Genomic DNA, 26,318 nt, shown 5'->3' with positions numbered 1-26,318 from the left:
GAGGCGCCATGCAGTCCACTGTAGCGAACTGCGGCATTCGATGTTTCAGCTTAACGTGAACGATCGAATGCGGCAGCTACGAAAACCCGCTGTGCGCTCGCACTCGCTGTTGGCCCGGCCGGCGCTTCGGCGCCGCGCCGGCCCGCCAGGCTAGAATCGAAGCCTGTCTTTGCAGGAATACGTTGTGATGAAAACTCTTCTTGCCGTCGCGGCGGCGGTGCTGCTGTTCACTGCCTGCGCGCAGGGCGGCGCCGGAGCGGGGTCGGGGGCGGGCACTGGCAGCATCAACATGTACGGCACGATCGACGAAGGGATCACCTTTCGCAAATAAGGCGCCTGCTGGAGGTCTCATCAACCGGTGCGGCGGCGAGCGGCGCCGGGCCCGTCCTCCGCAAGCTCGCCGAACGTCCGCAGGCCTTGCGGACGAAAATTCCGCGTCGTAACCGGCCGAACCTGTCACGCGGTCAATATTGCGCTCGTATAATCGCCTCCTTTCAATGCATCCGATTGACCGGAGTCAAGATGAGTACCCCACCCGTAGCGCCGCTGGACCGTTCGGAAACCACTTTCCGCTTTCTCGCCGAGCCGAGTTCGGTCAATTTCGGCGGCAAGGTGCACGGCGGCGCGCTGATGAAGTGGATCGACGAGACCGCGTACGCGTGCTCGGCGGTGTGGTCGGGACGCTATTGCGTGACGGTCAGCGTGGGCAACATCCGCTTTCGCCGGCCGATCCTGGTCGGCAATCTGGTCGAACTGCGCGCGCGAGTCGTGGCGACGGGGCGCACCAGCATGCACATTCACGTCTCGGTGCAGGCGGGCGACCCGAAGGGTGGCGAACTGCTGCAAACCACCGATTGCCTCGTCGTGATGGTCGCCGTCAACGAGAACGGCCATCCGGTGCCGGTGCCGGCTTTCGTGCCGCAGACCGACGAACAGAAGCGCCTCGCCAAATACGCGATGGACGTCAAGGAAGCGCTCGATGCGATCGTCGAATTGAAGCCGGATGAAGTGGCGCAGGGGAAGATTTGAGCGACGCCCGCGAGGGTGCTGTTCGCGGGCCGCAGGCCTGCGTAGGCCGTAAGCGGCCGCCACGGACCTTCATGGGCCGCTCGAAACAGAAAGGTGGTGCGCGGCATGTGATTCAGCGGCTGCGGGGATCGACATAGGCCGCGAGGCTCCGCTGTCAACCTCCACGGGCCGCCCGAACATAAACGTTCGCGCGGCCCATCACGCCGCAGGCGCAACCGCCGCGCGTTTCACCCCGCCGAATGCCCGACCATATCCTTCGGCCGCACCCATTCGTCGAACTGCTGCTCGGTGACGAAGCCGAGCGCGAGTGCCGACGCCTTCAGCGTGGTGCCTTCCTTGTGCGCCTTCTTCGCGATCTGCGCGGCCTTGTCGTAGCCGATGTGCGGATTGAGCGCCGTCACCAGCATCAACGATTCGTTCAGCAAAGTATCGACGCGCTCGCGATTCGGCTCGATGCCCACCGCGCAGTTGTCGTTGAAACTCTGCGCCCCGTCGGCGAGCAGACGCACCGATTGCAGCACGTTATGCGCGATCATCGGCCGGAACACGTTCAGTTCGAAGTTGCCGCTCGCACCGCCGATATTCACCGCGACGTCGTTGCCGAACACCTGCGAGCAGAGCATCGTCAGCGCTTCGGACTGGGTCGGGTTGACCTTGCCCGGCATGATCGAGCTACCCGGTTCGTTTTCCGGGATCGACAGTTCGCCGAGGCCGCAGCGCGGACCGCTCGCGAGCCAGCGGATGTCGTTGGCGATCTTGTTCAGGCTCGCCGCGACGGTTTTCAACGCGCCGTGCGCGAATACCAGCGCATCGGCCGCGGCCATCACTTCGAACTTGTTCGGCGCCGACACGAACGGCAGGCCGGTCAGCTTGCCGATCGCCGCCGCGACCTTGTCCGCGAACTGCGGATGTGCGTTCAGGCCCGTGCCGACCGCCGTGCCGCCTTGCGCGAGTTCGTACAGATGCGGCAGCGTCGCTTCCACGTGACGGATGCCATGATCGAGTTGCGCGACGTAGCCCGAAAACTCCTGGCCGAGCGTGAGCGGCGTGGCATCCTGCAAGTGCGTGCGGCCGATCTTGACGATGTCGGCGAAGGCCTTCGCCTTGCCGTCGAGCGTGTCGCGCAGCGTCTTCAGCGCCGGCAGCAGATGCTTGACGATCGCATACGCGGCAGCCACGTGCATCGCCGTCGGAAACACGTCGTTGGACGACTGGCCGCGATTCACGTCGTCGTTCGGATGTACCTTGCGCGCTTCGCCGCGCTCGCCGCCGAGCAGCTCGCTCGCGCGGTTCGCGATCACCTCGTTGAGGTTCATGTTGGTCTGCGTGCCGGAGCCGGTCTGCCAGACCGCGAGCGGAAATTCTTCGGGATGCTTGCCATCGATGATCTCGTCGGCCGCCTGCATGATCGCCTTGGCCTTGCTCTCGTCGAGCACGCCGAGGCCGTGGTTCACCTCGGCGGCGGCGCGCTTGATGACGGCCAGCGCGGTGATCAGCTCGGGCGACTGCTTCTCGGTCGAAATACGGAAATTCTGCAGCGAGCGCTGGGTTTGCGCGCCCCACAGACGGGCGTTCGGCACGGCGATCTCGCCGAACGTGTCGCGCTCCATTCGTACGTCTTCAGTCATGTTCCACTCCGCTTTTCAAAGTTCTGCGTTGACGGGCAATAGGGAGAATAGACCTGTTAGCGCGTTCCGGTATAACCCCGCTTGCGGATCGAAAATGTACGTGCGGCGCATGCCGTTTTCGACGTCGGTCCACACGAGCGGCGACAGCGGCGCGCCGATCGAGCGCAGATAGGCGAACTGGGCCTCGTCGGCGAGCGTGACGCGATAGCTCTGCTCGGGCGAGGTGGCGTGCTCGAAGATCTGCGCGACGTGGGCCGCGAGCGGCGGACTGTGGATCACCAGCGCCAGTTCGGTGTTCAGATGGGCCGAGCGCGGATCGAGATTCATCGAGCCGATCACCAGAATCTTGCGGTCGATCACATAGGTCTTCGCATGCAGGCTCGCGCGCGAACGCGAACCGGCAATGCCCGCGAGCGGCGTCTCCTGGCGCGGCTTGAATTCATACAACTCGACGCCGTGTTGCAGCAACGGCACGCGGTACGGGCTGTAGCCCGCCTGCACCGCGACCGCGTCGGTCGCGGCGAGCGAGTTGGTCAGCACGGCGATGCGCACGCCGCGCTGCGTCAGCTCGCCGGCCGCCTTGACGCCGGCATCGTGCGGAACGAAGTACGGCGAGATGATCAGGAAGTCCTGGCGCGCGTCGCGCATCAGTTCGCCGAGCCGCTGCATCGGCGGACTGACGTAGTCCGGCGACGGATGTTCGATCTTCTCCGGCCGATCCGCCTTGAACTCGGCGCGCGCCCACGTCAGGCCGAGTTGCTCGCTCGCGATCTGTGCCGCGAGCGGCGTCGCGTTCAGCGGTTTCGCGTTGTACGGATCGGCGTTGGTGCGCCAGTGCTGGCGCAAGTCGTCGCGGGTCTGGTCGAGCTCCTTCGGGTCGAACTTCTGCTTGTTCAGCGCGCGCAGCGGGTACGCGATGCTGCTGTTCCAGTAGTCGTCGAAACTGGCGGAGATGTCGGCGGTAATGGGGCCGGCGGCGAGCACGTCGAGGTCGCGGAACTGCAGCGTTTCGCTCGCGCTGAAATACTCGTCGCCCAGATTGCGGCCGCCGACGATCGCCAGCTGGTTGTCCGCGATCATCGCCTTGTTATGCATGCGGCGCGTGAAATGGCCGATCTGTGTGAACAGGTTCGTCGCGCGTTCCACCATGCCTTCCTGCGCACTGCCGAACGGATTGAAGACGCGGACCTCGATGTTCTCGTGCGAATTCAGCCCCGCCATGATGCGGTCGATGTCCTTGAAGTTCAGATCGTCGACCAGCATGCGCACCCGCACGCCGTGATCGGCCGCGTAGAGTGCGGCGCCGAGCAGCAGCTTGCCGGTGGTGTCCTCGTTGGCAATGTAGTACTGCATGTCGAGGGTTCTGGTCGCCGCGCGGGCGAGCGCGATGCGCATCTGCAAGGCGTCGGTGCCGTTCGACAGCACACGGAAACCCGACTGCTCCGGATGCGCCGATTCGAGCGGCGCGAGCGCGGTGCGCAGCGGCGTGGTTTCGGTGGCGGGTAGGGCGTGCGTGACCGGACGGTCGAACGCGGTGGCGGGCGGTCTGGTCGCGCAGGCGCTCAGGAATGCGCTGGCACAGCACAGCAGGAAGAAACGTCTCGTTGCCCCCCAAGGGGACTCTCTCCATGATGCGGCAAATACGCGCTTGTGTTGCAGTGCGCTCTGATTTTGTTCGCGATACCCCGGCACGCTGTTTTCCCCCTTGTTTGCAACTTCTCGTGACGGCAGCGCGGATGGCTTGCTCACGCTGTCGAGAACGGCATTCTAAGGGGAATCGCGGCGGGCGCGGCTCTGGGGCCGCCGTGTGAGCGTCCTGACGGACTTTGACGGCGAAGTGGATTGCACTGCGGCCATTGCCGGCACGCGCAGAGCATGCCGGCAATGGCCGCAGTCGAATCGATGCGCTCATGTCGAGCGCTGCCGCCATCGCTTTGCAAACCTGCGATCGCGGCGTATGGGCCGGGTTGCTTTAGCTGCGCCCGGCGTTCAACGCACGCTCGCCGTCGGGATGCGTCGAGCCTTTCGCCGGACGTCCGGCCCAGTAGCCCGCGAGCAGCGAGCCGGACAGGTTGTGCCACACCGAGAACAGCGCGCCCGGCAAGGCCGCGATCGGCGTGAAATAGAGCTTGCCGAGCGTCGCGGCAAGGCCCGAGTTCTGCATGCCCACTTCGATCGCGAGCGTGCGGCAGACGGCTTCGTCGAAGCCGAGCAGACGCCCGCCCCAGTAGCCGCCGAGCAGGCCGATGCCGTTATGCAGCACCACACCCAGCATCACCACGAGACCGACCGACGCGATGCTCTTCTGCGTGCCCCCCACCACCGCGCCGACGATCAGCAGGATCGCGACCATCGAGATCAGCGGCAGAACCGGCTCGATCTTGCGCACGGCTTTGTTGAACAGTTGATTCACGATCAGGCCGACCACGATCGGCAGCGCGACGATATGCAGGATGCTCATCAGCATGCCGTGCACGTCGACGGCGATCGACGCGTCCACATACAGACGCGTAAGCAGCGGCGTCGCGAACACGCCGACGAGCGTCGACAGCGCGCTGATCGTCACCGACAACGCGACGTCGCCGCGCGCCAGATAGATCATCACGTTCGACGCCGTGCCGCTCGCCACGCTGCCCACCAGCACCATGCCGGCGGTCAGATCCGGCGGCATGCGCAGCGCCTTGGCGATCACCCACGCGGCGAGCGGCATCACGAGGTAGTGCAGGACGATGCCGGCGATCACCGGCGCGGGGCGCGTGAAGACACGCTGGAAATCGGCGACCGACAGTGTCACGCCCATCGCCAGCATGATGATCGTGAGCAGCGTGGTGACGTGCGGCGAGATGCCGGCGAACGACGCGGGCGAAAAGTACGCGGCGATCGAAACGAGCACGGCCCAAAGCGGAAATAGGCGGGTGACGCGGGCAAGCATGACGGGTGGTCCTTGGTTATGTTTTATCGCGAGAAACGAGGGTCGGTCGAGCGGGCCGTCGGGGAGCGGCGGCGGGCGTTCGGGAAGTCTGCCGCGAGAAAGCGGCATGCCGGGCGGCGAGGGTGAGCCTTGGGGCGGCGCCGGCCTTTGTGGGGCGTGCTGGCGCAATCCTGGCGCGTGGCGCGGGTGCGCGCCGACGCGTCGAGCCGGCTATTCTACCTTTTGCCGCGCGGCGGCCGTCGGCGGGTGGTTTGCGGGGCGGTTCGGGTGGTGGTCAGGGCGACCGGACCGGCGGCGTAAGCTGTCCGCCCGGCACACGCCGCAAGCTCAGCTTGTGAAAGCGCAGCGTCATCAGCACCGCGACGCTCGCGAGGCCGGCCGCGAGCCCCCACCACAAACCGCGGGCGCCGAGGCCGAAGTGGAACGCCAGCGTATAGCCGGTCGGAAAGCCGATGACCCAGTAACCGAACGCCGCGGCGATCATCGGCACGCGGGTGTCCTTCAGACCGCGCAGGCAGCCGGAACCGACCGTCTGCATGCCGTCGACGATCTGGAAGATCGCGGCCACGCCGAGTAGCGAACTTGCCAGCGCGACCGTCGCCGCATTGGCCGGGTCGTCGAGATGCAGATAGAGACCGACGATCCAGTGCGGCGCCGCGATCAGCACGATCCCCGACAACATCATGAAGCCGACGCCGAGCGCCAGCGCGACGAAGCCCGCGTGGCGCGCGGCGAGCGGCTGCCCGGCGCCGTCCCAGAAGCCCACTCGGACGTTGGCCGCCTGGCCGATCGCGAGCGGCACCATGAAGGCCACCGACGCGACGTTCAGCGCGATCTGATGCGCCGCCAGTTGTGACTCGCCGAGCAGGCCGACCATCAGTCCGGTGGCGAGAAAGAGCGTCGACTCGACGCCATAGGTGATCGCCACCGGCCAGCCGATGCCGAACAGCTCGCCCATCAGCGGCACAGTGGGCCGCGTCGCGACGACGAAATGGCGAAAGCGCGGCCGCAGATGCAGCAGCGCCATCAGCACGAGCGCGGTCAGCCAGACCGTGATCGAAGTCGCGGCCGCCGAGCCGAGAAAGCCGAGGCGCGGCAATCCCCAGGCGCCGTGGATCAGGCCGTAATTCAGAAACGCGTTCACGACGACGCTCGCGATCGACACCCACAAGAGCCGCCGTGCCGCGCCGATCGCCGGCAGGAACGAGCGCATCAGGCCGACGCCGATCAGGCTCGCGGGCGCGCCCCAGCGCAGCACCGCCGCATATTCGCCGACGTTGTGCGCGAGCAGCCCCGGCTCGCCGAACGCGAGCAGGATGTGCGACGAGAACGACAACAGGAAGAACGCCGGCACCGACAGCAGCACGGACAGCACGAAGCCGGTCCAGTAGATATGCGGCACGCGGCTGTCGTCCTGCGCGCCGCGCGCATGCGACACGCTCACGCTGACCGAGGTCAGCACCCCTTGCAGCAGCGTCACGACGACGAAGAACAGGTTCGCGCCGAGCCCGCCGGCGGCGAGCGCATCGGGGCCGAGCGAGCCGAGCAGGATCGTATCGGTGACGCTCATCGCCATCTGCGACAGCTGCGCGATGGCGAGCGGCGCGGCGAGCCGGGCGGTGTCGGCCGCGTGGCGGGAGAAGGTCGGCGGCCGCGTGGCCACCCGGGTGAAGCCGGATTGAGTCATGAAGCGCTTGCGGCGGAAGTGGCGACAGCCTGACGGCGCACGCGGACAGCGCGCGGTGCTTGCCTCGCGCGCCGGTGGCGGCGCGCGTCAGCGGCAGTCCGGCAAGCGTCGGCGAAGGAAAGCGCGGCGCGGGCGTGAGCCGGTCGTGTCGGCCGAGGGTTTGGCTGTCGAAACCGACAGCTTATTGCCTTGCATCGGCGATGTCGATCAAAGAAGCACGCTTTTGGTGCGCGTGATACTGCGAATCTTCGGACGGCGTTCAAGCGCGGGCAGGCGGGCCTTCAGGCCTCATGGACCGCGATCCGCGTGTCGCCCAGCAGCACGACTTGGCCCGCCCGGATTTTGCAGGTTTTACGCGTCTCGACCCGGCCGTCGACGGTCACGGCGCCGTCGGCGACCATCATTTTCGCCGAGCCGCCACTGTCCGCGAGGCCCGTTATCTTCAGCAGATTGTGCAATTCGACGTAGTCGCCGGTGAGCGTGAAATCGAGGTTGGGCATGGCGTTTGCACCTTCAGGCAAAGGGTTCGCATCATAAGGCAGAAGCTTGCTCCAGATGAAATTCATGGTGAAGGCGGGCTCCGCGCAAGCAATTGCAAGCAGTTGTTATGCAACTGTCGGAAAGTGAAACCCTCCGTAACAGGGGTCGCGTATCGTGAATTTCACTCGTAAAGTGCGGCCATGTAGCAAAGCTTGCTGGATTGTCTGAGCATGTCCAGTGTAAGAAGACCGGGCGAGTCACGCGGGACCTACCTGCCTTGCGCGACGCCGGGCACCGCGCCCGCGCCACAACAACTTAGAGAGGATTTGCCATGACCAAGATTCATTCACTCCTGATCGGTACCGCCCTCACTGCCTTTGCCGCTACTGCCGCGGTAGCGCAGACCGCGCAGCCGGCTGCGGGCATCGGTGGCCAGGCACAGATCCAGACCCAGGGCGCCGATCTCGCACCCGCCGCGCCCGCCGCGCAGGGCGTCCAGCCGGTGACGCCGGCGCCGACCCGTCTGACGGCGTCGGGCTCGACCGATCCGCTGGTGCAAAAGCGTGACGCCAACGCGAAGGCGAACGCGGAATATCGCGCGTCGAAGAAGGCGTCGAAGACCGAGCTGAAGGATCAGCAGAAGGCCGCCAAGGCGCAGTACAAGGAGCAGGTGCGCGACGCAAAGATCAACCAGAAGGCGGACAAGCAGGCCGCCAACAATGAAATGAAGATGAACATGGAAGGCCAGACCGCCACCCAGGCGGACGGCGCCGACGTCAAGCATTGAGCGTCGAGCGCGGGCAGACGGCCGGGGTTGGCTCGAGGGTGGCTGTCACGCCGCGCTTTCGTATCACGTCTCACGGAGGTATCGGATGAAGATCACCCAGTCCACGAAGAATCGAATGTATGCCGCGCTGATCGCGGGTTGTCTGTCGTCGGTGGCGTTCGCCCAGGCTAGCGATCCGGCCGCCGCACCCGTCACGCACGCGGACAAGAAGGCCGCCAAGGAGCAGTCGAAGGCCGACAAGAAGGCGGCTGTCGCCCAAGCCAAGGCCGACAAGAAGAAAACCGACGCGCAGGCCGACGCCGACAAGGCCAACGCCGACGCCAACGTGAAGGATGCTAAGAAGCAGCAGTAGGGCTTAGCCACGCGAGGCGCGAGAAACTTCGCGAGCGGCGACTTGCGTTGCCGCCCTTTACAAGAAAATGGCCCGTTGCGTGAAGACGCACGGGCCATTTTTTGCGCGTTCCAAGAAGCCTGTTTTCGCCGTGCACCGCGAGCGCGGATCACTGCAGCGCGTTCGTTTGCCGAGCTGCTGCAGGCGCTCGCCCCCCGTAACCGCACAAAGCAAACAACGCCGAAAAAAGGGTCGCTTGTCGTCGATGGTTGTATGGATATACAGTGTGCGTCGCCATCCTGAATCCGTCCAACGCCAAATCCACCGTGCCCTCCGTCGCCGAATCTCCGCCGCCTTTCGACACCGCCGCCTGGCTGACGAAGCTCAACGATGCGCAACGCGAAGCCGTCGAGTACGGCGCCGATACGCCCAGTGCGCCGCCCGGCGCGTTGCTGGTGATAGCGGGCGCCGGTTCCGGCAAGACCAACACGCTCGCGCACCGCGTCGCCAATCTGGTGGTGAAGGGCGCCGACCCGCGCCGCATCCTGCTCCTGACCTTTTCGCGCCGTGCGGCGCTCGAGATGACCCGCCGCGTCACGCGCATCGCCGGTGCGGCGCTTGGCGCCCGGGCCGCGCTCGCGCAAGGGCTCACGTGGTCGGGCACGTTCCATAGCGTCGGCGCACGGCTGCTGCGCGAATACGCCGATCTGATCGGGCTCGCGCCGTCCTTCACGATCAACGACCGCGAAGACTCCGCCGACCTGATGAACCTGGTGCGGCACGAGCTGGGGCTGTCCGCGAAGGAGCGGCGCTTTCCCGCGAAGGGCACCTGCTTCGCCATCTATTCGCGCGTGGTGAACACGGGCGCATCGCTCGGCCATGTGCTGGAGAACGCGTTTCCGTGGTGCCACGAGTGGGAAGCCGATCTGCGCAGGCTGTTCGCGGCGTACGTCGAGGCGAAGCAGAAGCAGAGCGTGCTCGATTACGACGATCTGCTGCTCTACTGGTCGCACATGGCCGCGGAGCCGGCCATCGCGGCGGACCTGTCGGCGCGTTTCGACCACGTGCTGGTCGACGAGTATCAGGACACCAACCGCCTGCAGGCGTCGATCCTGCTCGCACTGAAGCCGGACGGACGCGGGCTGACCGTGGTCGGCGACGACGCGCAGTCGATCTACTCGTTTCGCGGCGCGACCGTGCGCAACATTCTCGATTTCCCCGCGCAGTTCGATCCGCCCGCGCGCCAGGTCACGCTCGAACGCAACTACCGGTCGACCGCGCCGATCCTCGCCGCGTCGAATGCGGTGATCGAACTCGCCAGCGAGCGCTACACGAAGAACCTGTGGACCGACAAGGCGTCGGCGCAACGCCCGCGTCTCGTCACGGTCGCCGATGAAGCCGACCAGGCGCGCTACATCGTCGAACAGGTGCTGGAGGCGCGCGAGCAGGGCATGAAGCTGAAGTCGCAGGCGGTGCTGTTTCGCGCCGCGCATCACAGCGCCGCGCTGGAGATCGAGCTCACCCGGCGCAATATTCCGTTCGTCAAATTCGGCGGGCTGAAATTTCTCGATTCGGTGCATGTGAAGGACGTGCTCGCGGTGCTGCGCTGGGCGGAGAATCCGCGCGACCGCGTCGCCGGGTTTCGCGTCGTGCAGTTGTTGCCTGGCGTCGGGCCGGCCACGGCGGCAAAGGTGCTCGACGAGATCGTCGCGCGCGCGGGTGGCGGCAATCCCGTCGACACCGCTGCGAGCGCGCTGGCAGCGTTCACCGCGCCAGCCCGCGCGCAGGAGGACTGGCACCCGTTCGTCAAGCTGATGTCGAGCGTGTATGGGCAGCAGTCGCCGTGGCCCGGCGAATTCGAAATGGTGCGGCGCTGGTACGAGCCGCATCTCGAACGCAATCACGAGGACGCCGCGATCCGTCACGCGGACGTCCTGCAGATGGAAAGCATCGCGGGCACGTACCCGTCGCGCGAGCGTTTTCTGACCGAGCTGACGCTCGATCCGCCCGACGCCACCAGCGACGAATCCGGCGTGCCGCTGATCGACGAGGACTACTTGATCCTGTCGACGATCCATTCGGCGAAAGGGCAGGAGTGGCGCAACGTGTTCGTGCTGAATGGTGTCGACGGCTGCATTCCTTCCGATCTCGGCACCGGCAGCGAGGACGAAATCGACGAGGAGCGGCGCCTGCTCTATGTGGCGATGACGCGTGCGAAAGAGGATCTGCATATCGTCGTGCCGCAGCGTTTTTACGTGCACAACCAGACGCATATGGGCGATCGCCACGTGTGGGCGTCGCGTACGCGCTTCATTCCCGCGCACCTGATGCCGTTGTTCGATGCCTATGCGTGGCCGCGCGTGCCGGTGCCCAGCGCACCGACGGCGGCCGGCCTCGCCGCGGCCGCGCGCGCGAAGATCGAAATCGGGGCGAAGCTCAGGAAGATGTGGGATTGAGCGCCGTAGCGGGCGCTCCGGCTCGCTAGAACGGGGTGAGTGCTGCGGGCCGCAGAAGTGCAGCCCGGATAGTGCGCGGTGCTGGCGCACCGCGTGCAAATTCAGCGCGACTGCCGTTGCTGCTGTTGCGGCGCCGGACGCGGCGGCACGAAGAAATTGCGCAGCCAAGCCGCGAGACGAGAAAACACGTCATACGGCTCTTCGACGAAAATCTCCGGCTTGAGCAGACGCAGGTATTCCATAATCTGCTGCGCTTCCTGCTTCTGGAACGAGCCGTGCGAAATCCCCAAGCGCAACAATCCCCGCAACTCGCCGAGCTTCTCGCGCGCGGTACTGCCCACGCTCGTTTCGCACGCCACCTTCGCCTCGTAGACCCGCTGGCGCAACGATTCGACGAGCCGCCACGCAGGCGTCTGCATGACTTCCTCGAGTGCCTGAATGTCCTGCGCCGCGCTCTTGATCTGCGCGGCGAGCGGATCGACCTGCGCCGCGTCGCCTTCCGCTTCCTTGACGATCGCCGCCGCCCAGTCGCGACATTGCTTGGCGAGCTCCTCCGGGGTCCATTCCGAACGGGCCGCGAAGCCGAAACCGAACTCGCCCGCCTGCCGCATCAGGATCGCGACGACGTCGGGAAACTCCTTGTCCAGGGTGCGTTTGGCCCAGGCGTACTGGCCGCCCTGCAGCATCCGTTGGACCGCGTGTTCAGTCAGGGGCACCATATTGTCGAGCAGCTTGGCGCGCAAAAAGTCCTCAAACGACGGTGTCGCGAACTGCGGGTCGAGCTTCAGCGAGACCCGCAGAAAAGCGTCGAAATCCTTGCGCAGCGACGCAATGGTCTCGTCTTTGAGCTTGAGGGTGATTTGACCCATGTGTTTTCCCGTTTGATCCTGCCGCATGGCATCGTCACGACTTCCGGCCGCTGGCGGACCCGGATGACGCGACGCCGGCTGCCGACGCGGTTGATTCCAGCGTGTTGCCGCGCAATCAACGGGACGCATCCCGATACGCGGACCTCGACTTGATATCGGCGGATTTGAGGGGAACTTGAGGGCGCGCGAGTCGGGCGCTCTAGAGGAAAGCGTCGCCAGGCAGGCCTGCGCGCGGTGCAAGCCCGGGCGGCGCCGATGTCGCGATGACGGGTGCCCGGCGCTATTTCAGCACCACGCATTGCCAGACGAAGAACACTGACAGGCCGACGGCGATGGTCAGCAGCGGCCGCCGCGTGAGCGCGCTGACGACGACGGCGGCCAGCGCGCCGACCAATTGCGGATTGCGCCAGGTCAGTTCGGCGTCCGCGCCGTGCGGCGAAATCGCCATCGGCACGATGATCGCCGTCAGCACCGTCACCGGGACGAAACCGAGCGCGGTGCGCACGAGCGGCGAGAACACCAGCCGCTCGCCGAGGACGAAAACGGCGGCCCGGATCACCCACGTGATGACCGCCATGCCGAGGATCAGGACGACGTAGTTCATCGCGAGGCCTCCGCGGTGTCGCGGGCGCCGCGGGTGTGACGAGTGCCGTGCGTGCCACGGGTGTTGCGTGTTTTGCGTGGATTGGACCGTGACATCGACAGCAGGACGCCGACCGCGACGCCTGCGAACACCGCGCCGAGCAGGCCGAGCTTGTATGGCCACGCCTGCCAGAAGAACGCCAGCGTGCCCGCGGTAGCCGCCGCCGCGATATAGCGCAACGCGACAAGCTGCGGCACGACGATCGCGATGAAGGTCGCGACCATCGCGAAGTCGAGGCCGAGCGATTGCAGGCCCGGAAAGGCCGCGCCGAACAGCAGGCCGGCGACCGTCCAGAGCTGCCAGTTCAGATACATCGCCAGTCCTGCACCGAAGAAATAGTGCGGGCCGACCGCGCCGGGTTCGCGATGCCGGTAGTGCTCCCAGGCGACCGCGAAGACTTCGTCGGTGAGCAGCGCGCCGAGCACGCAGCGCCAGCGCGCCGACAGATGCGCGACGTGCGGCGCGAGCGTCGCGCTATACAGCACGTGACGCAGATTGACGACGAGCGTGGTCGCCCAGATCACGGCGAAGCTCGCGTGGCCGGCGATCAGGCCGAGTGCGATGAACTGCGCGGAGCCCGCGAATACGACGAGCGACATCAATTGGCCGTGCCACAGATGCAGCGGGCCGGATGCGACGAGGGTGCCGAAAATGACACCGAACGGCGCCGCGCCGACCATCATCGGAATGATGTCGCGCGCGCCGGCGGTGAATTCTTTGAAATGGCCTGTGCGAGTGGACTGGCCGAGGGTGGAATGGGTCAATCTTGCCTCCTTGATTGGGGAAGCATAGTGGGAGTCGAGCGGGGCAGTCTTGTACGTTCTTGCGGCGGGGTGGGGAGTGGCCCGGTTCAGATCGGCTTAGCTCGGTGAGGTGAGGGGAAAGGTGGAAGCAGAAGGCACGCAAACCTCCATACCTCGTGCGCAACGCGTCCGGCCGCATCCCGCCCAAACGCCGCTCACACTCCCTGCCAGCGCCCCGGTGGCACTCCGAACATGCGTCGGAAATGCCGCGTGAAATGACTCTGATCGGTGAAGCCGCTCGCCGCAGCCACATCCGTCACGGACACGCCGGCGCGCAACGGCGCGAGCGAGCGCTGCAAACGCACCTGGTTGCGCCAGGCATGGGGCGGCAAGCCCGTCGCCTGCGTGAAAAGGCGCGCCGCGTGAAACGGCGACAACCCAGCCGCCCGCGCAACGTCGGCGAGCGTAACGGGTTCGATGAGATCGCCGGTCAGACGCTCCTGCATGATCGCGACGCGCGCATCGTCGGTGGCGAGCGGGGACGGCGCCGGTTGCGTCTGCGAGTAACGGACCAGCAGCGTGGACAGCGCGTCGAGCATCGCGGCTTCGGCGGCGAGCGCATCGTCACCCGCTTCCAGCAGACGGTGTGCGCGCGCGAGCCGCATGGCCAGATCGGGATCGCGGATCACGCCGGGCGCAAAAAACGGCAGCGCCTGCGGCTTGCCGCTGAGCTCGCTCGCGAGATTGTGGATGAAATCCACCGGCGCATACATCACGCGATACCGCCAGCCCGCCTCCACCGCCTTCGAACCCGTATGGAGCTCGCCCGGATTGATGATCGGCACGCCGCCCGCTTCGGCGACGTAATCGGCGCCGCGATACCGATACCCCTCCGCGCCCGCGACGATCACCGGAATCGTGTACGCATCGTGCCAATGCGGCGTGAACTCGTGATCGTGGTATTCGGCGGTGAGCAAGTCCGCGCCGGGCAGAAGCGGCGTGCGCCAGTAGCGGGCAGAGTCCTGGAAGCGATGGGCGGCGGGCATGATGAAGGTCCGGCAGGACGGTCAGTGTAGCGCGTCGTGAGCGCTCGCGGCACCGGCCTGGCATTTGGCCGCCGCGCGAGTTCGACGGGTTGGCTTGAGTTGCAACGTCTGACGAGCAGGCGGTGGCGGGAGTGTCGGACCGCGGCATTGCCGCATCGAGGCGTCCCGCAGCGTGTCCCGCGTGTCTGGCGTAACGTGGTGCTTACCTGACGGGGATCGTCGTCCCGGCCGGCATCGGTACGGCGCTCACGCTGTTTTTCGCGCTGCCGCTGACGACCCGGTCGCTGTACGTGAGATACACCAGCGTGTTGCGCTTCGCGTCGACCACGCGCACCACGTGCAACGATTTGAAGATGAGCGACATGCTGACGGTGAACACATCGGCCTGCTGCTTCACCGGTCCCGCGAAATGAAGCGCGCCGACCTGGCGGCAGGCGATCGACGCCTCGGTCGGATCTTCGGCGATGCCGAGCGTGCCCTTGACGCCGCCCGTCCGCGCGCGCGACACGTAGCAGGTCACGCCTTGAACGATCGGATCGTCATAGGCCTCGACGACCACGCGGTCGGAACCCGTGATGTGAAAGTTGGTATTGACGCTGGCGACTTCTTCGCTATGCGCCGAAGGCAGCATCAGCGCTGCGGCGACGGCGAGCGCGATGCGCAACGAGGTGGGTTTCATGGGCGTGGCGATATGAATATGAGCGAGCGGTTGGGCGCGGCGTGCGCCGGGAAACCACCATCGTATAACGGCATGCACGGAAGAGGGCCGGGGCCAATGAGCCAGATGATCTGCGTCGGCAGCCGCCGATGTTCGCGAGCAGGCAATACGAAGCAGGCAACAGAAATGCGAGCCTCGAGCGGACCATGATGACGATCCAGCGATCGGGTCCAGCGACGCGCGGCGCACAAAAAGAAAAAGGCCCGCACGGATGCGGGCCTTTCAAAATTTTTTGGCTCCTCGACCTGGGCTCGAACCAGGGACCTACGGATTAACAGTCCGGCGCTCTACCGACTGAGCTATCGAGGAACAGCAGTACAACTTGATCTACATAAAAAAACCCGTCTTGGTTAACGGGCTTTTGCAATTCTTGGCTCCTCGACCTGGGCTCGAACCAGGGACCTACGGATTAACAGTCCGGCGCTCTACCGACTGAGCTATCGAGGAACAGAACAACAACAGCAGAGAAGCGAAATTTTAGAGGCAGCTTTAGCGCCTGTCAATACCCGGCGTTCATCTTGATCTAATTTCGAATCTGGCGGGGCACGTGACAGGCTGCGGCGCTCAGCGTGCGAGCAGCGCGAGCTTTTCCTTCACATCCTTGAACTCGTCGGCTTCCGGCAGCGGGGCCTTGGTCTTGGTGATGCTCGGCCAGTTCTTCGCGAGATCGGCATTCAGCTCGATGAAATTCTGCTGGTCGCCCGGCACATCTTCTTCGGCATAAATGGCGTTCACCGGGCATTCGGCGACGCACACGGCACAGTCGATGCACTCATCGGGATCGATCGCGAGGAAGTTGGGACCTTCGCGAAAGCAGTCCACCGGGCACACATCGACGCAGTCGGTATAGCGGCACTTGATGCAGCTTTCGGTCACAACGTGAGTCATTCAGGCAGCTCCTGCATGCGGAATCAGGGGAGGCGCAAGCGCCAAAAGCGTTATTGTAACGTAACGTCAAGAGGCACATACAGCATCGGGCAATGCCTTTTATATGTTTTCGTGATTAGTTTATGGCGCCCGCGAGGGGGATTTCTTCGGGCCCGTGATGCAAGCGTTCGCCGGCGCGCTGAATTCGGGCGCATTCGGGTAACATGCGTCAAGTCGGCGCGCACGGGCGTGTCCTACGCGCATGGCTTGAGTCCGGCCTTTCGTTTTTCCCGCGGTCCAGTTCGCACCATCATGATTATTACTTCGCTGCTCGATACCGATCTGTACAAGTTCACGATGATGCAAGTGGTGTTGCATCATTTTCCCGCCGCGAATGTGGAGTACCGTTTCCGCTGCCGTACGCCGAATGTCGATCTCGTGCCGTATATCGGCGAGATTCGCGACGAAGTGCGCAAGCTCTGCGACCTGCGTTTCACCGACGACGAACTCGACTACCTGCGGCGCATGCGCTTCATCAAGGGCGACTTCATCGAGTTTCTCGCGCTGTTTCATCTGAACGAGAAATACATTTCGATCGAGCCGTCGCCGAAGGGCAATGGCGAGATCGACATCGAGATCAAAGGGCCGTGGCTGCATACGATCCTGTTCGAGATTCCGATGCTCGCGATCGTCAACGAGGTCTATTTCCGCAACACCCAGCAAAAGCCCGATTACAGCGAGGGGCGCGGCCGTCTGGTCGAGAAGATCCAGTTGCTGGGCGCGCGCCCCGAATTCGCCGACTGCAAGATCGCCGACTACGGCACGCGCCGCCGCTTCTCGAAGCAATGGCATGAGGAGGTGATCCTCACGCTGAAAGACGGTCTCGGCGAGCAGTTCGCCGGCACCAGCAACGTCTTCTATGCGATGAAGCACGGCCTCACGCCGCTCGGCACGATGGCGCACGAATATCTGCAGGCGTGCCAGGCGCTCGGCCCCCGGTTGCGCGACTCGCAGACCTTCGGCTTCGAGATGTGGGCGAAGGAATATCGCGGCGACCTCGGTATTGCGCTGTCCGACGTGTACGGCATGCAGGCCTTCCTGCGCGACTTCGACATGTACTTCTGCAAGCTGTTCGACGGCGCGCGCCACGATTCCGGCGATCCGTTCGACTGGGGCGAGCGCCTGCTCAAGCACTACGAGGCGAACCGCTGCGACCCGCGCACCAAGATTCTCGTGTTCTCCGACGCGCTCGACATCCCGAAGGTGCTGCAACTGTACGAGCGCTTTCGCGGCCGCTGCAAACTGGCGTTCGGCGTCGGCACCAATCTGACCAACGACCTCGGCTACAACCCGTTGCAGATCGTCATCAAGATGGTTCGCTGCAATGGTCAGCCGGTGGCGAAGCTGTCGGACTCGCCGGGCAAGAACATGTGCGAGGACAAGGCTTATCTCGCGTATCTGCGCCAGGTATTCGGCATCGCGCAACCCGAAGAAGAGGCAGCGAAGTAACGCACTTCACACCTCGCACGAGTTCATGCGCCCGTTCACTGGTGACTACTTTGAATGCGCACGAGCTGGCTGGCAATATGCCGTTCGGCCAGGGTGTTCGCGTGGAGGGTGGCCGGTATAATCCTCGTCACTTTGCACGGCTGTCGACACGAGGACTTCGCCCATGGACACTTCGATTGCCCGCCGCAACATCCTGGCGCGCATCCGCGCCGCGCAAGGGCGCGAGCCCGAGCCGTCCGCTGCCGAGCGCGAGGCAGCGGCAGATTATGTGACGCGCCATCCGGCCGGCCCGCGTCCGGAGATGCCTGCCGATCTGACTGTGCGTTTCATCGAAGAAGCGCAGAAGCTGTCGACCACGGTCGACAGCGTTCAGACGCTCGCCGACGTGCCGGCCGCGGCGCATCGCTACCTCACCGGGCATGCGTTGCCGTTGCAGGCGATCGCCTGGCAAACCCTGCAAGATCTCAATTGGGCCGAAGCCGGCCTCAGCGTCGAATTCCGCAAGCCGCGCGACGGCGACGTCGTCGGTCTCACCGGCTGCTTCTGCGCGACCGCCGAGACCGGCACGCTGGTGCTGCTGTCCGGCCCGCAAACCTACGCGTCGGCCGGCTTGCTGCCCGAAACGCACATCGCCATCGTGCCGGCATCGCGCATCGTCGCGGGTCACGAAGACGCGTTCGGCCTGATCCGCAAGGAGCGCGGCGAACTGCCCCGTGCGGTCAATTTCGTCTCCGGGCCATCGCGCACTGGCGACATCGAGCAGACCATCGTGCTGGGCGCGCATGGCCCTTACCGGGTGCATGTGATCCTCGTGCAGGATGCGTGAACGGGCCGCGCGGCGACGTCTCGCAGCGCACACGGCCACCTCCATTGCAAGGATTTCAACGATATGAAAGGGTATACCGTGAGCGCGAGCGCGTGGATTGCCGCCGCGCTGACGCTGGGCGGATGGTCTCAATCGGCGTCTGCTGCGACGCTCGATGGCGCGACCCTGTCGGCGCTGTGGAGCCTGCCGTTCGCGGGCGTGCTGCTGTCGATCGCTATTTTTCCGCTGATCGCGCCGGCGTTCTGGCATCACCATTTCGGCAAGATCGCGGCAGCATGGTCGCTCGTGTTCCTCGTGCCATTCGCGCTCACGTTTGGCATGAACGTGGCCTTCGGCAAGCTGATACACGCGCTGCTCGACGAGTACATTCCGTTCATCGTTCTGCTAACCGCGCTTTATACCGTCGCGGGCGGTATCTGCGTGCGCGGCAATCTGCACGGCACGCCGCGCCTGAACACGGCAATTCTCGCGCTCGGCACCTTGCTGGCGAGCGTGATGGGGACGACCGGCGCGGCCATGTTGCTGATCCGTCCATTGCTGCGCGCCAACGACAATCGCCAGCATGTGGTCCATGTGGTGGTGTTCTTCATTTTTCTCGTGGCGAACGTGGGCGGCTCGCTGTCGCCGTTGGGCGACCCGCCGCTCTTTCTCGGCTTCCTCGAAGGCGTCCGCTTCTTCTGGACCACCCAGCATCTCGCGCTGCCGATGCTGTTCGTCAGCGTCGTGCTGCTGACCGGCTTCTACGCGCTCGACTCGTACTACTTTCATCGGCGTGAAGAGACGCGCTCACGCTTTCTCGATCCGACGCCCGAGGGCGCGCCACGCAGTATCGACGGCAAGATCAATTTCGTGCTGCTCGCCGCGGTGATCGCGCTGGTTCTGATGAGCGGGTTGTGGCGGCCGCAGGTCACGTTCGACGTGTTCGGTACGCAGGTCGAGTTGCAGAACGCGGTGCGCGACGTTGCGCTGATCGGCGTGACGTTGCTGTCGCTCGCGGTGACGCCTCGCGCGGCGCGCGCGGGCAACGATTTCAACTGGGCGCCGATTGAAGAGGTGGCCAAGCTGTTCGCCGGCATCTTCGTGACGATCGCGCCGGTCATCACGATGCTGCGCGCGGGCGAGGCTGGCGCGTTCGCGGGCCTCGTCCATCTGGTCCACGATTCCGCAGGCCAGCCGCGCGACATGATGTACTTCTGGGCGACCGGCCTGTTGTCTTCGTTTCTCGACAACGCACCCACTTATCTCGTGTTCTTCAACCTGGCAGGCGGCGACGCGCAGACGCTGATGACGAGCGGCGCGACCACGCTCGCCGCGATCTCGGCCGGCGCGGTGTTCATGGGCGCGATCACGTATATCGGCAATGCGCCGAACTTTATGGTGAAAGCGATCGCGCAATCGCGCGGCGTTCGCATGCCGAGTTTTTTCGCTTATCTGGGCTGGTCGGGTGCAGTGCTGTTGCCGCTGTTCGCCGTCACCGGCTGGTTGTTTTTCTGATGCTGATTTCGACGCCGAGGCATGCCCGCTCGACGCGCCATACGGAGAATTGCAATGCCGAAGATCCTCGTCGCCCGTTCGATCTTTCCCGATGTGATCGAACGACTCAAGCAGTATTTCGACGTCGACTGGAACCAGGGTGATGTGTTGGCCGCCGACGAACTGAAGCGCCGTCTCGCGGACAAGGACGGTGCGCTGACCGCGGGCGAGCCGATCGACGCCGGCGTTCTGGCGGCGGCGCCGCGCCTGCGCGTGGTGTCGAACATGGCGGTGGGCTACAACAACTTCGACATGGCCGCGTTCAACGCGGCGAACGTGCTCGGCACCAACACGCCGGACGTGCTGAACGAGTCGACCGCCGACTTCGGCTGGGCCCTCATGATGGCCGCCGCACGCCGCATTGCCGAATCGGAGCACTGGCTGCGCGCAGGCAAATGGCAGAAGTGGAGCTACGACGGTTTTCTCGGCAGTGACCTGTACGGTTCGACGCTCGGCGTGATCGGCATGGGCCGGATCGGCCAAGCGCTCGCACGGCGCGCGAAGGGCTTCAACATGCAGGTGATCTATCACAACCGTTCGCGCGTGGCGCCGGAGATCGAGGCTGAACTGAATGCCGAATATGCATCGAAGCAGGACCTGCTGCGGCGTGCCGATCATGTCGTGCTGGTCGTGCCGTACTCGAAAGAAAGCCATCACACGATCGGCGCGGCCGAACTCGCGCTGATGAAGCCTACCGCGACGCTTACCAACATCGCGCGCGGCGGCATCGTCGACGACGCGGCGCTGGTCGAGGCGCTGCGCTCGAAGCAGATCGCCGCGGCCGGTCTGGACGTGTTCGAAGGTGAGCCGCATCTGAATCCGGATCTGTTGAGCGTGCCGAATGTCGTGCTGACGCCGCACATCGCCAGCGCCACCGAAGCCACGCGGCGTGCGATGGCGAATCTCGCCGCCGACAATCTGATCGCGGGGCTGGGCGTTGGGCCGCGTGCCGGCCAGCCGCCGAATCCGATCAATCCGGACGTGATCGGTAAGGCGCGCTCATGATGATGATTCTGGTGGCGGCCGTCGCGATGCTGGCGGTCGTCCTGCTGATTGCGCTGGCGTTGTTGATGCGCGCTCATGGCCGCGCGGACGACAGTGAGCAGTTCGAGTTGCTCAACGAGCGCATCGACGTGGCGGCCGACACGCAGGCGCATGCCTACGAGCGCCTCGAGAGGCAATTGCGCAACGACATCACCGAGACCGCACGGGTGTCACGCACCGAGCAGAGCAGTGGGTTCGCACATTTTCAACAGACGCTCGCCGCGCAGTTCAGCAGCATGACCACGGTGCAAGGCGGCAAGATTGACGCCTTCGCGCAGCAGCTCGACGCCGTACGCCACAGTTTGCAGGCGCAGGCCCAACAGGCGCGCGACGAACAGGGCCGCTCGCTCAAGCAGTTTGGCGACACGCTGAGTTTGCAACTGGGACAACTGACCGAGGCGAACGACCGGCGCTTCGCCGAAGTCCGCGCGACCATCGAGCAGCGGCTCAAGGATATCGAGGCGAACAACTCGGCCAAGCTCGAAGAAATGCGCCGCACTGTCGACGAAAAACTGCATGCCACGCTTGAACAGCGGCTGGGCGAATCGTTCAAGCTGGTCTCCGATCGGCTCGAACAGGTGCATCGCGGTTTGGGCGAGATGCAGACGCTGGCGGCCGGCGTCGGCGATCTGAAAAAGGTACTCACCAACGTCAAGACGCGTGGCACGTGGGGCGAAGTGCAACTGGAGGCGCTGCTCGAACAACTGCTCACCGCTGACCAATACGCAAAGAACGTCGCGACGGTGCCGAAGAGCGCGGACCGCGTCGAGTTCGCGATCCGGTTGCCGGGACGCACGGAGCAGGGCGGGGCGGCCACGCCCGTCTGGCTGCCGATCGACGCCAAGTTTCCGCGCGAAGACTACGAGCGTCTGATCGAAGCGCAGGAGCGTGCTGATCCGGCCGCCGTGGAAGAGGCGTCACGCGCGCTCGAAGCGCGCATCCGCGCGGAGGCGCGCACGATCGCGGAGAAGTATGTGTCGCCGCCGCACACCACGGATTTCGCGCTGCTGTTCCTGCCGACCGAAGGCCTGTACGCGGAAGTACTGCGCCGGCCCGGACTCACGGACTTGCTGCAACGCGACTATCGCGTGACGATCGCGGGGCCGACCACGCTGACGGCGCTGCTCAACAGTTTGCAGATGGGCTTCCGCACGCTCGCCATCGAAAGGCGTTCGAGCGAGGTCTGGCAGGTGCTCGGCGCGGTGAAAACGGAGTTCGGCAAATTCGGCGACGTGTTGGCCAAGACCAAAGCGCAGCTGGAGACCGTCACGCGTTCTATCGAGGCGGCCGAAACGCGCACCCGCATGATGAGCCGCAAGCTGCGCGACGTCGAGGCACTACCGGGCGACGAGGCGAGGGGTTTGCTCGGCGATGCGTTGTCGGGCGTCGAGGCCGACGAGCAGTAGGGCGGCGCGGGTTTGGCGCGTCGTATGGAGCACGAGCCTGTCAAGCCGGTTCACAGGTGCGCCTCAAGCGTGCGCGCCGGATTCCGCCAGCCCGTACGTCAGCGCGAAGATGGCGCGCGTGTCCGTGGGCGTGGCGGTGCGGATCGTCGCAGACATTACGCCTCTTCGGGCGCGTCGGTCAGATGAATTTCAATGCCGCCGAAACGCGATGCAACCCAGTTGTACGCGTGGCACGCAATCCACAACAGCACGAAACCCAGAATCGCATTCAGCAGCAAGGCGCTGAACACCGTGCTCAATTCCACCGAACCGTAGCGGATGAATGCAACCAGCACGCCGAGCAGCACGATCGGCACCGAGAACGTCAGGTACACGAGGATGAGTGCTTTGGCCGTCTGTCCAGGTGCAATGAACGAGATCTGTTTTTTCATGTAAGTCAAACCCGTGTGTTTTGGTGGTAATGGGTAAAGCAAAGCTGCAACGTTGCCGGTGGCCGCGCCGGGTCCGCAGGCGTCAGATGAGACCGTCGAACAGCATGATGGCGACGCGTTCTCCCTCGGCAATCGCGCCTTCGTCGTGACCGAGCACGATAAAGCAATTGGCCTCGCTCATCGAACTCAGCACGCCCGAGCCTTGCGAGCCGGTCGGCGTGACGTGCCACTGTCCGTGCCCGTCCTGTTCGGCGACACCGCGCTGGAATTCGGTGCGGCCAGCGCGTTTGCGAATCGCCTGGCGGCTCGCGGCGTGGATCGTCGGCAGCGGGTGCGGCGTCGCGCCGGACATCAGCAGCAGCACTTCGCGCACGATCTGATAGAACGCCACCATCACGGCGACCGGATTGCCGGGCAAACCGAAGAATAGCGCAGGCAGCCCCACGCCCGGCCGCTCGCCGGACCAGATGCGGCCAAACGCGAGCGGACGGCCCGGGCGCATCGCCAGGCTCCAGAAAGCGACGTCGCCGAAAGTTCGTAGCAGCTGTTGGGTGAAATCGGCCTCGCCGACCGATACGCCGCCCGAGGTCAACACCACGTCGGCGCTCGCCGCGGCGCTGCGCAATGCGGCTTCGAGCGCGGCGGGTTCGTCGCGCACCACGCCGAGGTCGAGCGTATCGACGTTCAGGCGCCGCAGCATCGCAAACAGCGTGTAGCGATTGCTGTCGTACACGGCGCCCGGGTCGAGCGGTTCACCGAGCGAGCGCAATTCGTCGCCGGTCGAGAAGAACGCGACGCGCAAGCGCCGCCGCACATTCACTTCGCCGATGCCGAGCGACGCCAGCAAACCGAGGTCCGACGCGCGCAGGATGCGGCCGGCGCGCAGAGCGGCATGGCCGCGCGCGAGATCTTCGCCGGCGAGGCGCCGGTTGGCGCCGGGGGTCACGGCGTCGGTGGCGAAGCGGATCGATCCGCCATCCGCGCTGCGCTCGACCAGCTCCTGCGGCACGACGGTGTCGCAGCCTTGGGGCATGCAGGCGCCCGTCATCACGCGCACGCACTGGTTCGCGTCGACGCGGCTCGCGAACGGATGCCCGGCCAGCGCCTTACCGGCAATCGTCAATTCGATGCTGGATGCGTCGGTTGCGAACGCCGCTCGCTGGAACGCGTAGCCGTCCATCGCAGAATTGTCGTGCGAGGGCACGTCGATCGGCGACACGATGTCGGCCGCGAGCACGCGGTCGAGCGCGTCGCGCAACGCCACGCGTTCGACGGCCGCAACCGGCGCGGCCCACTCACGAACAATCGCCTGAGCGGCCGAAACGGGGAGCGCGTGAGGATCGTACTGCGCGACGCAGCGGGAAAATTCGTTAAGCGTGGTCATGAGGAGCTGGGCGTCGCGACCGGAGACGGGCGCGGCAGTTGCCGTGCGGCCGGGCGGATCTCAACCGGGGCCTCGATCGCGTTCGAGGTCGGCGAGTTCTTGTAACGAGTTGGCATTGTAAAACGTGCGCTCGTCGGTAAAGACGACTTCCACCGTCGTGTGGCGTGCGTACCACGCGCGAACTTTGCGCTCGCCGGCGTCGAGGAACACCGCGAGGTCGTCCGCGAGACTCGTGCGCAGCAGCGCGAACACGGGGTGAAGGGACGCGTCGCCGTTGGCGTCGACGGTCGTGACGGTGGCGATGTCAGCTTGCCGGGCGTCCAGCGCTTGCGCGAGGCGCGCGGCGAGGTCGGTGGGCAGCCACGGAGAGTCGCAGGGCGCGCTCAGCAGACAGGCGGTGCCGGCAGCGCGCATACCGGCGAGCAAACCCGCCAGCGGGCCGGGAAAGCCGGCCAGCGTATCGGCGACGACCGTCGCGCCAAACGGTGCACCCAGTGCGGCGTACGTGTCGGGATGACGATTGGCGCTAATCAGCAGCGCGCCGGTTTGCGGTGCGAGGCGCTTCAGTACATGCACGGCGAGCGGCTCGCCATGCAGCGTTTGCAGTCCCTTGTCGACGCCGCCCATGCGCATGCCGCGGCCGCCCGCGAGCAGCAGGCCAGTGATCTGTTCGCGCGTGGGTTGCATGCGGCGGCCGCTCAGCCGCCGATGTACGACATTTCGACGCGGCGGCTCGTCTGCTCGCCCGATTCGGCCGGCTGGCTGCCGCGCAGTTGCGAGTAGCGGTCGCTGCGGCCTTGCCAGATTTCGGCGACGGCCGTCGCGATGTCGGCGTCGCTCGCGCCGCCGCGCAGCAACGCGCGCAGGTCGTGGCCGGACGACGCGAACAGGCACAGGTACAGCTTGCCCTCGGTCGACAGCCGGGCGCGCGTGCAACTGCCGCAAAACGCCCGCGTGACGCTCGAAATCACGCCGATCTCGCCGCTGCCGTCCACGTAGCCCCAGCGCTGCGCGGTCTCGGCGGCGCTGTGAGCTTCGAGCGGGACGAGCGGAAACTGTTCGGCGATGCGCGTCACGACGTCGGCGGACGGCAGCACTTCGGTCATGTTCCAGCCGTTCGAGGTGCCGACGTCCATGTATTCGATGAAACGGAGCACCGCGCCCGAGCTTCTGAAATGACGCGCCATCGGCACGATTTCGCCGTCGTTGGTGCCGCGCTTGACGACCATGTTGACCTTGACCGGCGCGAGCCCGACCGCATGCGCCGCAGCGATCCCGTCCAGCACGTCGGCCACCGCGAAGTCGGCGTCGTTCATGCGGCGAAACAGCGTGTCGTCGAGCGCGTCCAGACTGACGGTCACACGGGTCAGTCCAGCGTCCTTCAGACTGCGCGCCTTGCGCTCCAGCAGCGAGCCGTTGGTGGTCAGCGTCAGATCGATAGGGCGGCCCGCCGGCGTGGTCAATTGCGCGAGCCGTTCGATCAGGAATTCCAGATTTTTGCGCAAGAGCGGCTCGCCGCCGGTCAGGCGGATCTTCTCGACACCATGTGCGACGAACAGCTGCGCGAGCCGTTCGATTTCCTCGAAGCTCAGCAACGCGCTATGCGGCAGGAACGCGTAGTCCTTGTCGAACACTGCGCGCGGCATGCAGTAGACGCAGCGAAAGTTGCAGCGATCCGTCACCGAAATGCGCAGATCGCGCAGCGGGCGTGACAGCGTGTCGTGCAGTACGCCTCGGGGCGTCTGCACCGGGCCGGCGATGACCGGCGCCGCGCTGAGATCGGCTACTGGGATGATGCGTCGGGACATGGCGTGCTTTGTCTGGGTGCTTGAGAGGATCTCTGAATATTGAATTCTATCGGAAATGCGCCTAACGGCATCCGGACTCCGGGCCGTGTCGGGGTATACGGGGAGCCGCGGATCGAGCTGCTTGCGGCGCGGCGCTCGTACCCATGTTCAATACCCATGAA

The 26,318-nt window shown here is 65.2% G+C and carries 25 protein-coding genes and 2 tRNA genes; 10 read left to right on the top strand and 17 right to left on the bottom strand.

The features are described 5' to 3' along the window. The first annotated feature begins 187 nt into the window (after positions 1-187). Positions 188-331: a hypothetical protein gene (locus B0G69_RS41305; RefSeq protein WP_199731133.1), complete on the top strand. Its 144-nt coding sequence runs from the start codon at positions 188-190 to the stop codon at positions 329-331. Between the two features lie 191 nt (positions 332-522). Then, positions 523-1,029, top strand: coding sequence for an acyl-CoA thioesterase (locus tag B0G69_RS01560; protein ID WP_121315348.1), 507 nt, complete (start codon positions 523-525; stop codon positions 1,027-1,029). 227 nt (positions 1,030-1,256) lie between these two features. Here the strand turns inward: B0G69_RS01560 and fumC are convergent, their stop codons facing one another. The 5 genes from fumC to B0G69_RS01535 all read right to left on the bottom strand — a co-directional run bounded on the left by fumC (position 1,257) and on the right by B0G69_RS01535 (position 7,776). After that, on the bottom strand, positions 1,257-2,657 hold the full coding sequence (gene fumC / locus B0G69_RS01555) for a class II fumarate hydratase (RefSeq protein WP_121315347.1): 1,401 nt from the start codon (positions 2,655-2,657) through the stop codon (positions 1,257-1,259). A 15-nt stretch (positions 2,658-2,672) separates the two neighbouring features. After that, entirely contained in the window at positions 2,673-4,247 is a 1,575-nt protein-coding gene (locus tag B0G69_RS01550) for a phospholipase D family protein (RefSeq protein WP_241991343.1), read from the bottom strand. Positions 4,248-4,629: 382 nt separating this feature from the next. Then, the gene (locus tag B0G69_RS01545) at positions 4,630-5,589 is read right to left on the bottom strand and encodes a bile acid:sodium symporter family protein (RefSeq protein WP_121315345.1); all 960 of its coding nucleotides are present in this window, start codon (positions 5,587-5,589) and stop codon (positions 4,630-4,632) included. A gap of 274 nt (positions 5,590-5,863) precedes the next feature. Then, on the bottom strand, positions 5,864-7,276 hold the full coding sequence (locus B0G69_RS01540; RefSeq protein WP_121315344.1) for an MATE family efflux transporter: 1,413 nt from the start codon (positions 7,274-7,276) through the stop codon (positions 5,864-5,866). A gap of 281 nt (positions 7,277-7,557) precedes the next feature. After that, positions 7,558-7,776: an RNA-binding S4 domain-containing protein gene (locus tag B0G69_RS01535; protein WP_011489423.1), complete on the bottom strand. Its 219-nt coding sequence runs from the start codon at positions 7,774-7,776 to the stop codon at positions 7,558-7,560. A gap of 311 nt (positions 7,777-8,087) precedes the next feature. On the opposite strand from B0G69_RS01535, the gene B0G69_RS01530 reads away from it, so the two are divergent. The 3 genes from B0G69_RS01530 (at position 8,088) to B0G69_RS01520 (ending at position 11,330) form a co-directional block, all read left to right on the top strand. Next, positions 8,088-8,543, top strand: a complete 456-nt coding sequence (locus tag B0G69_RS01530; RefSeq protein ID WP_121315343.1) for a hypothetical protein — start codon at positions 8,088-8,090, stop codon at positions 8,541-8,543. An 85-nt stretch (positions 8,544-8,628) separates the two neighbouring features. After that, positions 8,629-8,895: a hypothetical protein gene (locus tag B0G69_RS01525; protein WP_121315342.1), complete on the top strand. Its 267-nt coding sequence runs from the start codon at positions 8,629-8,631 to the stop codon at positions 8,893-8,895. A gap of 305 nt (positions 8,896-9,200) precedes the next feature. Further along, positions 9,201-11,330 carry an ATP-dependent helicase gene (locus B0G69_RS01520; RefSeq protein WP_121319015.1) on the top strand — a complete coding sequence of 710 codons (2,130 nt, stop codon included), beginning with the start codon at positions 9,201-9,203 and terminating at the stop codon, positions 11,328-11,330. Between the two features lie 101 nt (positions 11,331-11,431). On the opposite strand, the gene B0G69_RS01515 is transcribed toward B0G69_RS01520, so the two are convergent. The 8 genes from B0G69_RS01515 to fdxA form a co-directional block, all read right to left on the bottom strand. After that, complete coding sequence (locus B0G69_RS01515) at positions 11,432-12,199, bottom strand: DUF4088 family protein (RefSeq protein WP_121315341.1); 768 nt, start codon at positions 12,197-12,199, stop codon at positions 11,432-11,434. A gap of 280 nt (positions 12,200-12,479) precedes the next feature. Further along, a complete protein-coding gene (locus B0G69_RS01510; protein WP_121315340.1) occupies positions 12,480-12,803 on the bottom strand; it encodes an AzlD domain-containing protein in 324 nt (107 codons plus the stop codon). After that, complete coding sequence (locus tag B0G69_RS01505) at positions 12,800-13,606, bottom strand: AzlC family ABC transporter permease (RefSeq protein ID WP_241991254.1); 807 nt, start codon at positions 13,604-13,606, stop codon at positions 12,800-12,802. Before B0G69_RS01505 ends, B0G69_RS01510 begins: the two co-directional genes overlap by 4 nt. Before the next feature lie 194 nt (positions 13,607-13,800). Next, positions 13,801-14,631 (bottom strand): AraC family transcriptional regulator, encoded by an 831-nt coding sequence (locus tag B0G69_RS01500; RefSeq protein WP_121315339.1) that lies wholly within the window; start codon positions 14,629-14,631, stop codon positions 13,801-13,803. 202 nt (positions 14,632-14,833) lie between these two features. Next, a complete protein-coding gene (locus B0G69_RS01495) occupies positions 14,834-15,310 on the bottom strand; it encodes a CreA family protein (RefSeq protein WP_121315338.1) in 477 nt (158 codons plus the stop codon). Positions 15,311-15,582: 272 nt separating this feature from the next. Next, a tRNA-Asn gene (locus tag B0G69_RS01490) sits at positions 15,583-15,658 on the bottom strand. A gap of 62 nt (positions 15,659-15,720) precedes the next feature. Further along, positions 15,721-15,796, bottom strand: a tRNA-Asn gene (locus tag B0G69_RS01485). 117 nt (positions 15,797-15,913) lie between these two features. Further along, positions 15,914-16,237, bottom strand: a complete 324-nt coding sequence (gene fdxA / locus B0G69_RS01480; RefSeq protein WP_020069367.1) for a ferredoxin FdxA — start codon at positions 16,235-16,237, stop codon at positions 15,914-15,916. Positions 16,238-16,528: 291 nt separating this feature from the next. Between fdxA and pncB the strand changes: the two genes are divergently transcribed. The 5 genes from pncB (at position 16,529) to rmuC (ending at position 22,534) form a co-directional block, all read left to right on the top strand. Further along, a complete protein-coding gene (pncB, locus tag B0G69_RS01475; RefSeq protein ID WP_121315337.1) occupies positions 16,529-17,725 on the top strand; it encodes a nicotinate phosphoribosyltransferase in 1,197 nt (398 codons plus the stop codon). Between the two features lie 163 nt (positions 17,726-17,888). Next, the gene (locus tag B0G69_RS01470) at positions 17,889-18,551 is read left to right on the top strand and encodes a lactate utilization protein C (protein ID WP_121315336.1); all 663 of its coding nucleotides are present in this window, start codon (positions 17,889-17,891) and stop codon (positions 18,549-18,551) included. A 63-nt stretch (positions 18,552-18,614) separates the two neighbouring features. After that, on the top strand, positions 18,615-20,045 hold the full coding sequence (locus B0G69_RS01465; protein WP_121315335.1) for a sodium:proton antiporter: 1,431 nt from the start codon (positions 18,615-18,617) through the stop codon (positions 20,043-20,045). 54 nt (positions 20,046-20,099) lie between these two features. After that, positions 20,100-21,089 carry a D-glycerate dehydrogenase gene (locus B0G69_RS01460; protein ID WP_121315334.1) on the top strand — a complete coding sequence of 330 codons (990 nt, stop codon included), beginning with the start codon at positions 20,100-20,102 and terminating at the stop codon, positions 21,087-21,089. Further along, a complete protein-coding gene (gene rmuC, locus B0G69_RS01455; RefSeq protein ID WP_121315333.1) occupies positions 21,086-22,534 on the top strand; it encodes a DNA recombination protein RmuC in 1,449 nt (482 codons plus the stop codon). The genes B0G69_RS01460 and rmuC overlap by 4 nt, the downstream gene beginning before the upstream one ends. A 155-nt stretch (positions 22,535-22,689) precedes the next feature. Here rmuC and B0G69_RS01450 read toward each other — a convergent pair whose 3' ends face one another. The 4 genes from B0G69_RS01450 to moaA all read right to left on the bottom strand — a co-directional run bounded on the left by B0G69_RS01450 (position 22,690) and on the right by moaA (position 26,157). Beyond that, on the bottom strand, positions 22,690-22,965 hold the full coding sequence (locus tag B0G69_RS01450) for a hypothetical protein (RefSeq protein WP_074764961.1): 276 nt from the start codon (positions 22,963-22,965) through the stop codon (positions 22,690-22,692). An 82-nt stretch (positions 22,966-23,047) separates the two neighbouring features. Then, entirely contained in the window at positions 23,048-24,349 is a 1,302-nt protein-coding gene (gene glp / locus B0G69_RS01445; RefSeq protein ID WP_121315332.1) for a gephyrin-like molybdotransferase Glp, read from the bottom strand. 60 nt (positions 24,350-24,409) lie between these two features. Beyond that, positions 24,410-25,036 (bottom strand): molybdenum cofactor guanylyltransferase MobA, encoded by a 627-nt coding sequence (gene mobA, locus B0G69_RS01440; protein WP_121315331.1) that lies wholly within the window; start codon positions 25,034-25,036, stop codon positions 24,410-24,412. Between the two features lie 11 nt (positions 25,037-25,047). Then, entirely contained in the window at positions 25,048-26,157 is a 1,110-nt protein-coding gene (gene moaA / locus B0G69_RS01435) for a GTP 3',8-cyclase MoaA (RefSeq protein WP_121315330.1), read from the bottom strand. Between the last annotated feature and the right edge of the window lie 161 nt (positions 26,158-26,318).

Origin of the sequence: Paraburkholderia sp. RAU2J (assembly GCF_003634845.1) — a bacterium.
Classification (GTDB): Bacteria; Pseudomonadota; Gammaproteobacteria; order Burkholderiales; family Burkholderiaceae; genus Paraburkholderia; species Paraburkholderia fynbosensis.
The sequence above is the reverse complement of the archived record's forward strand: the minus strand, read 5'-3'. Positions and strand labels throughout refer to the sequence as shown.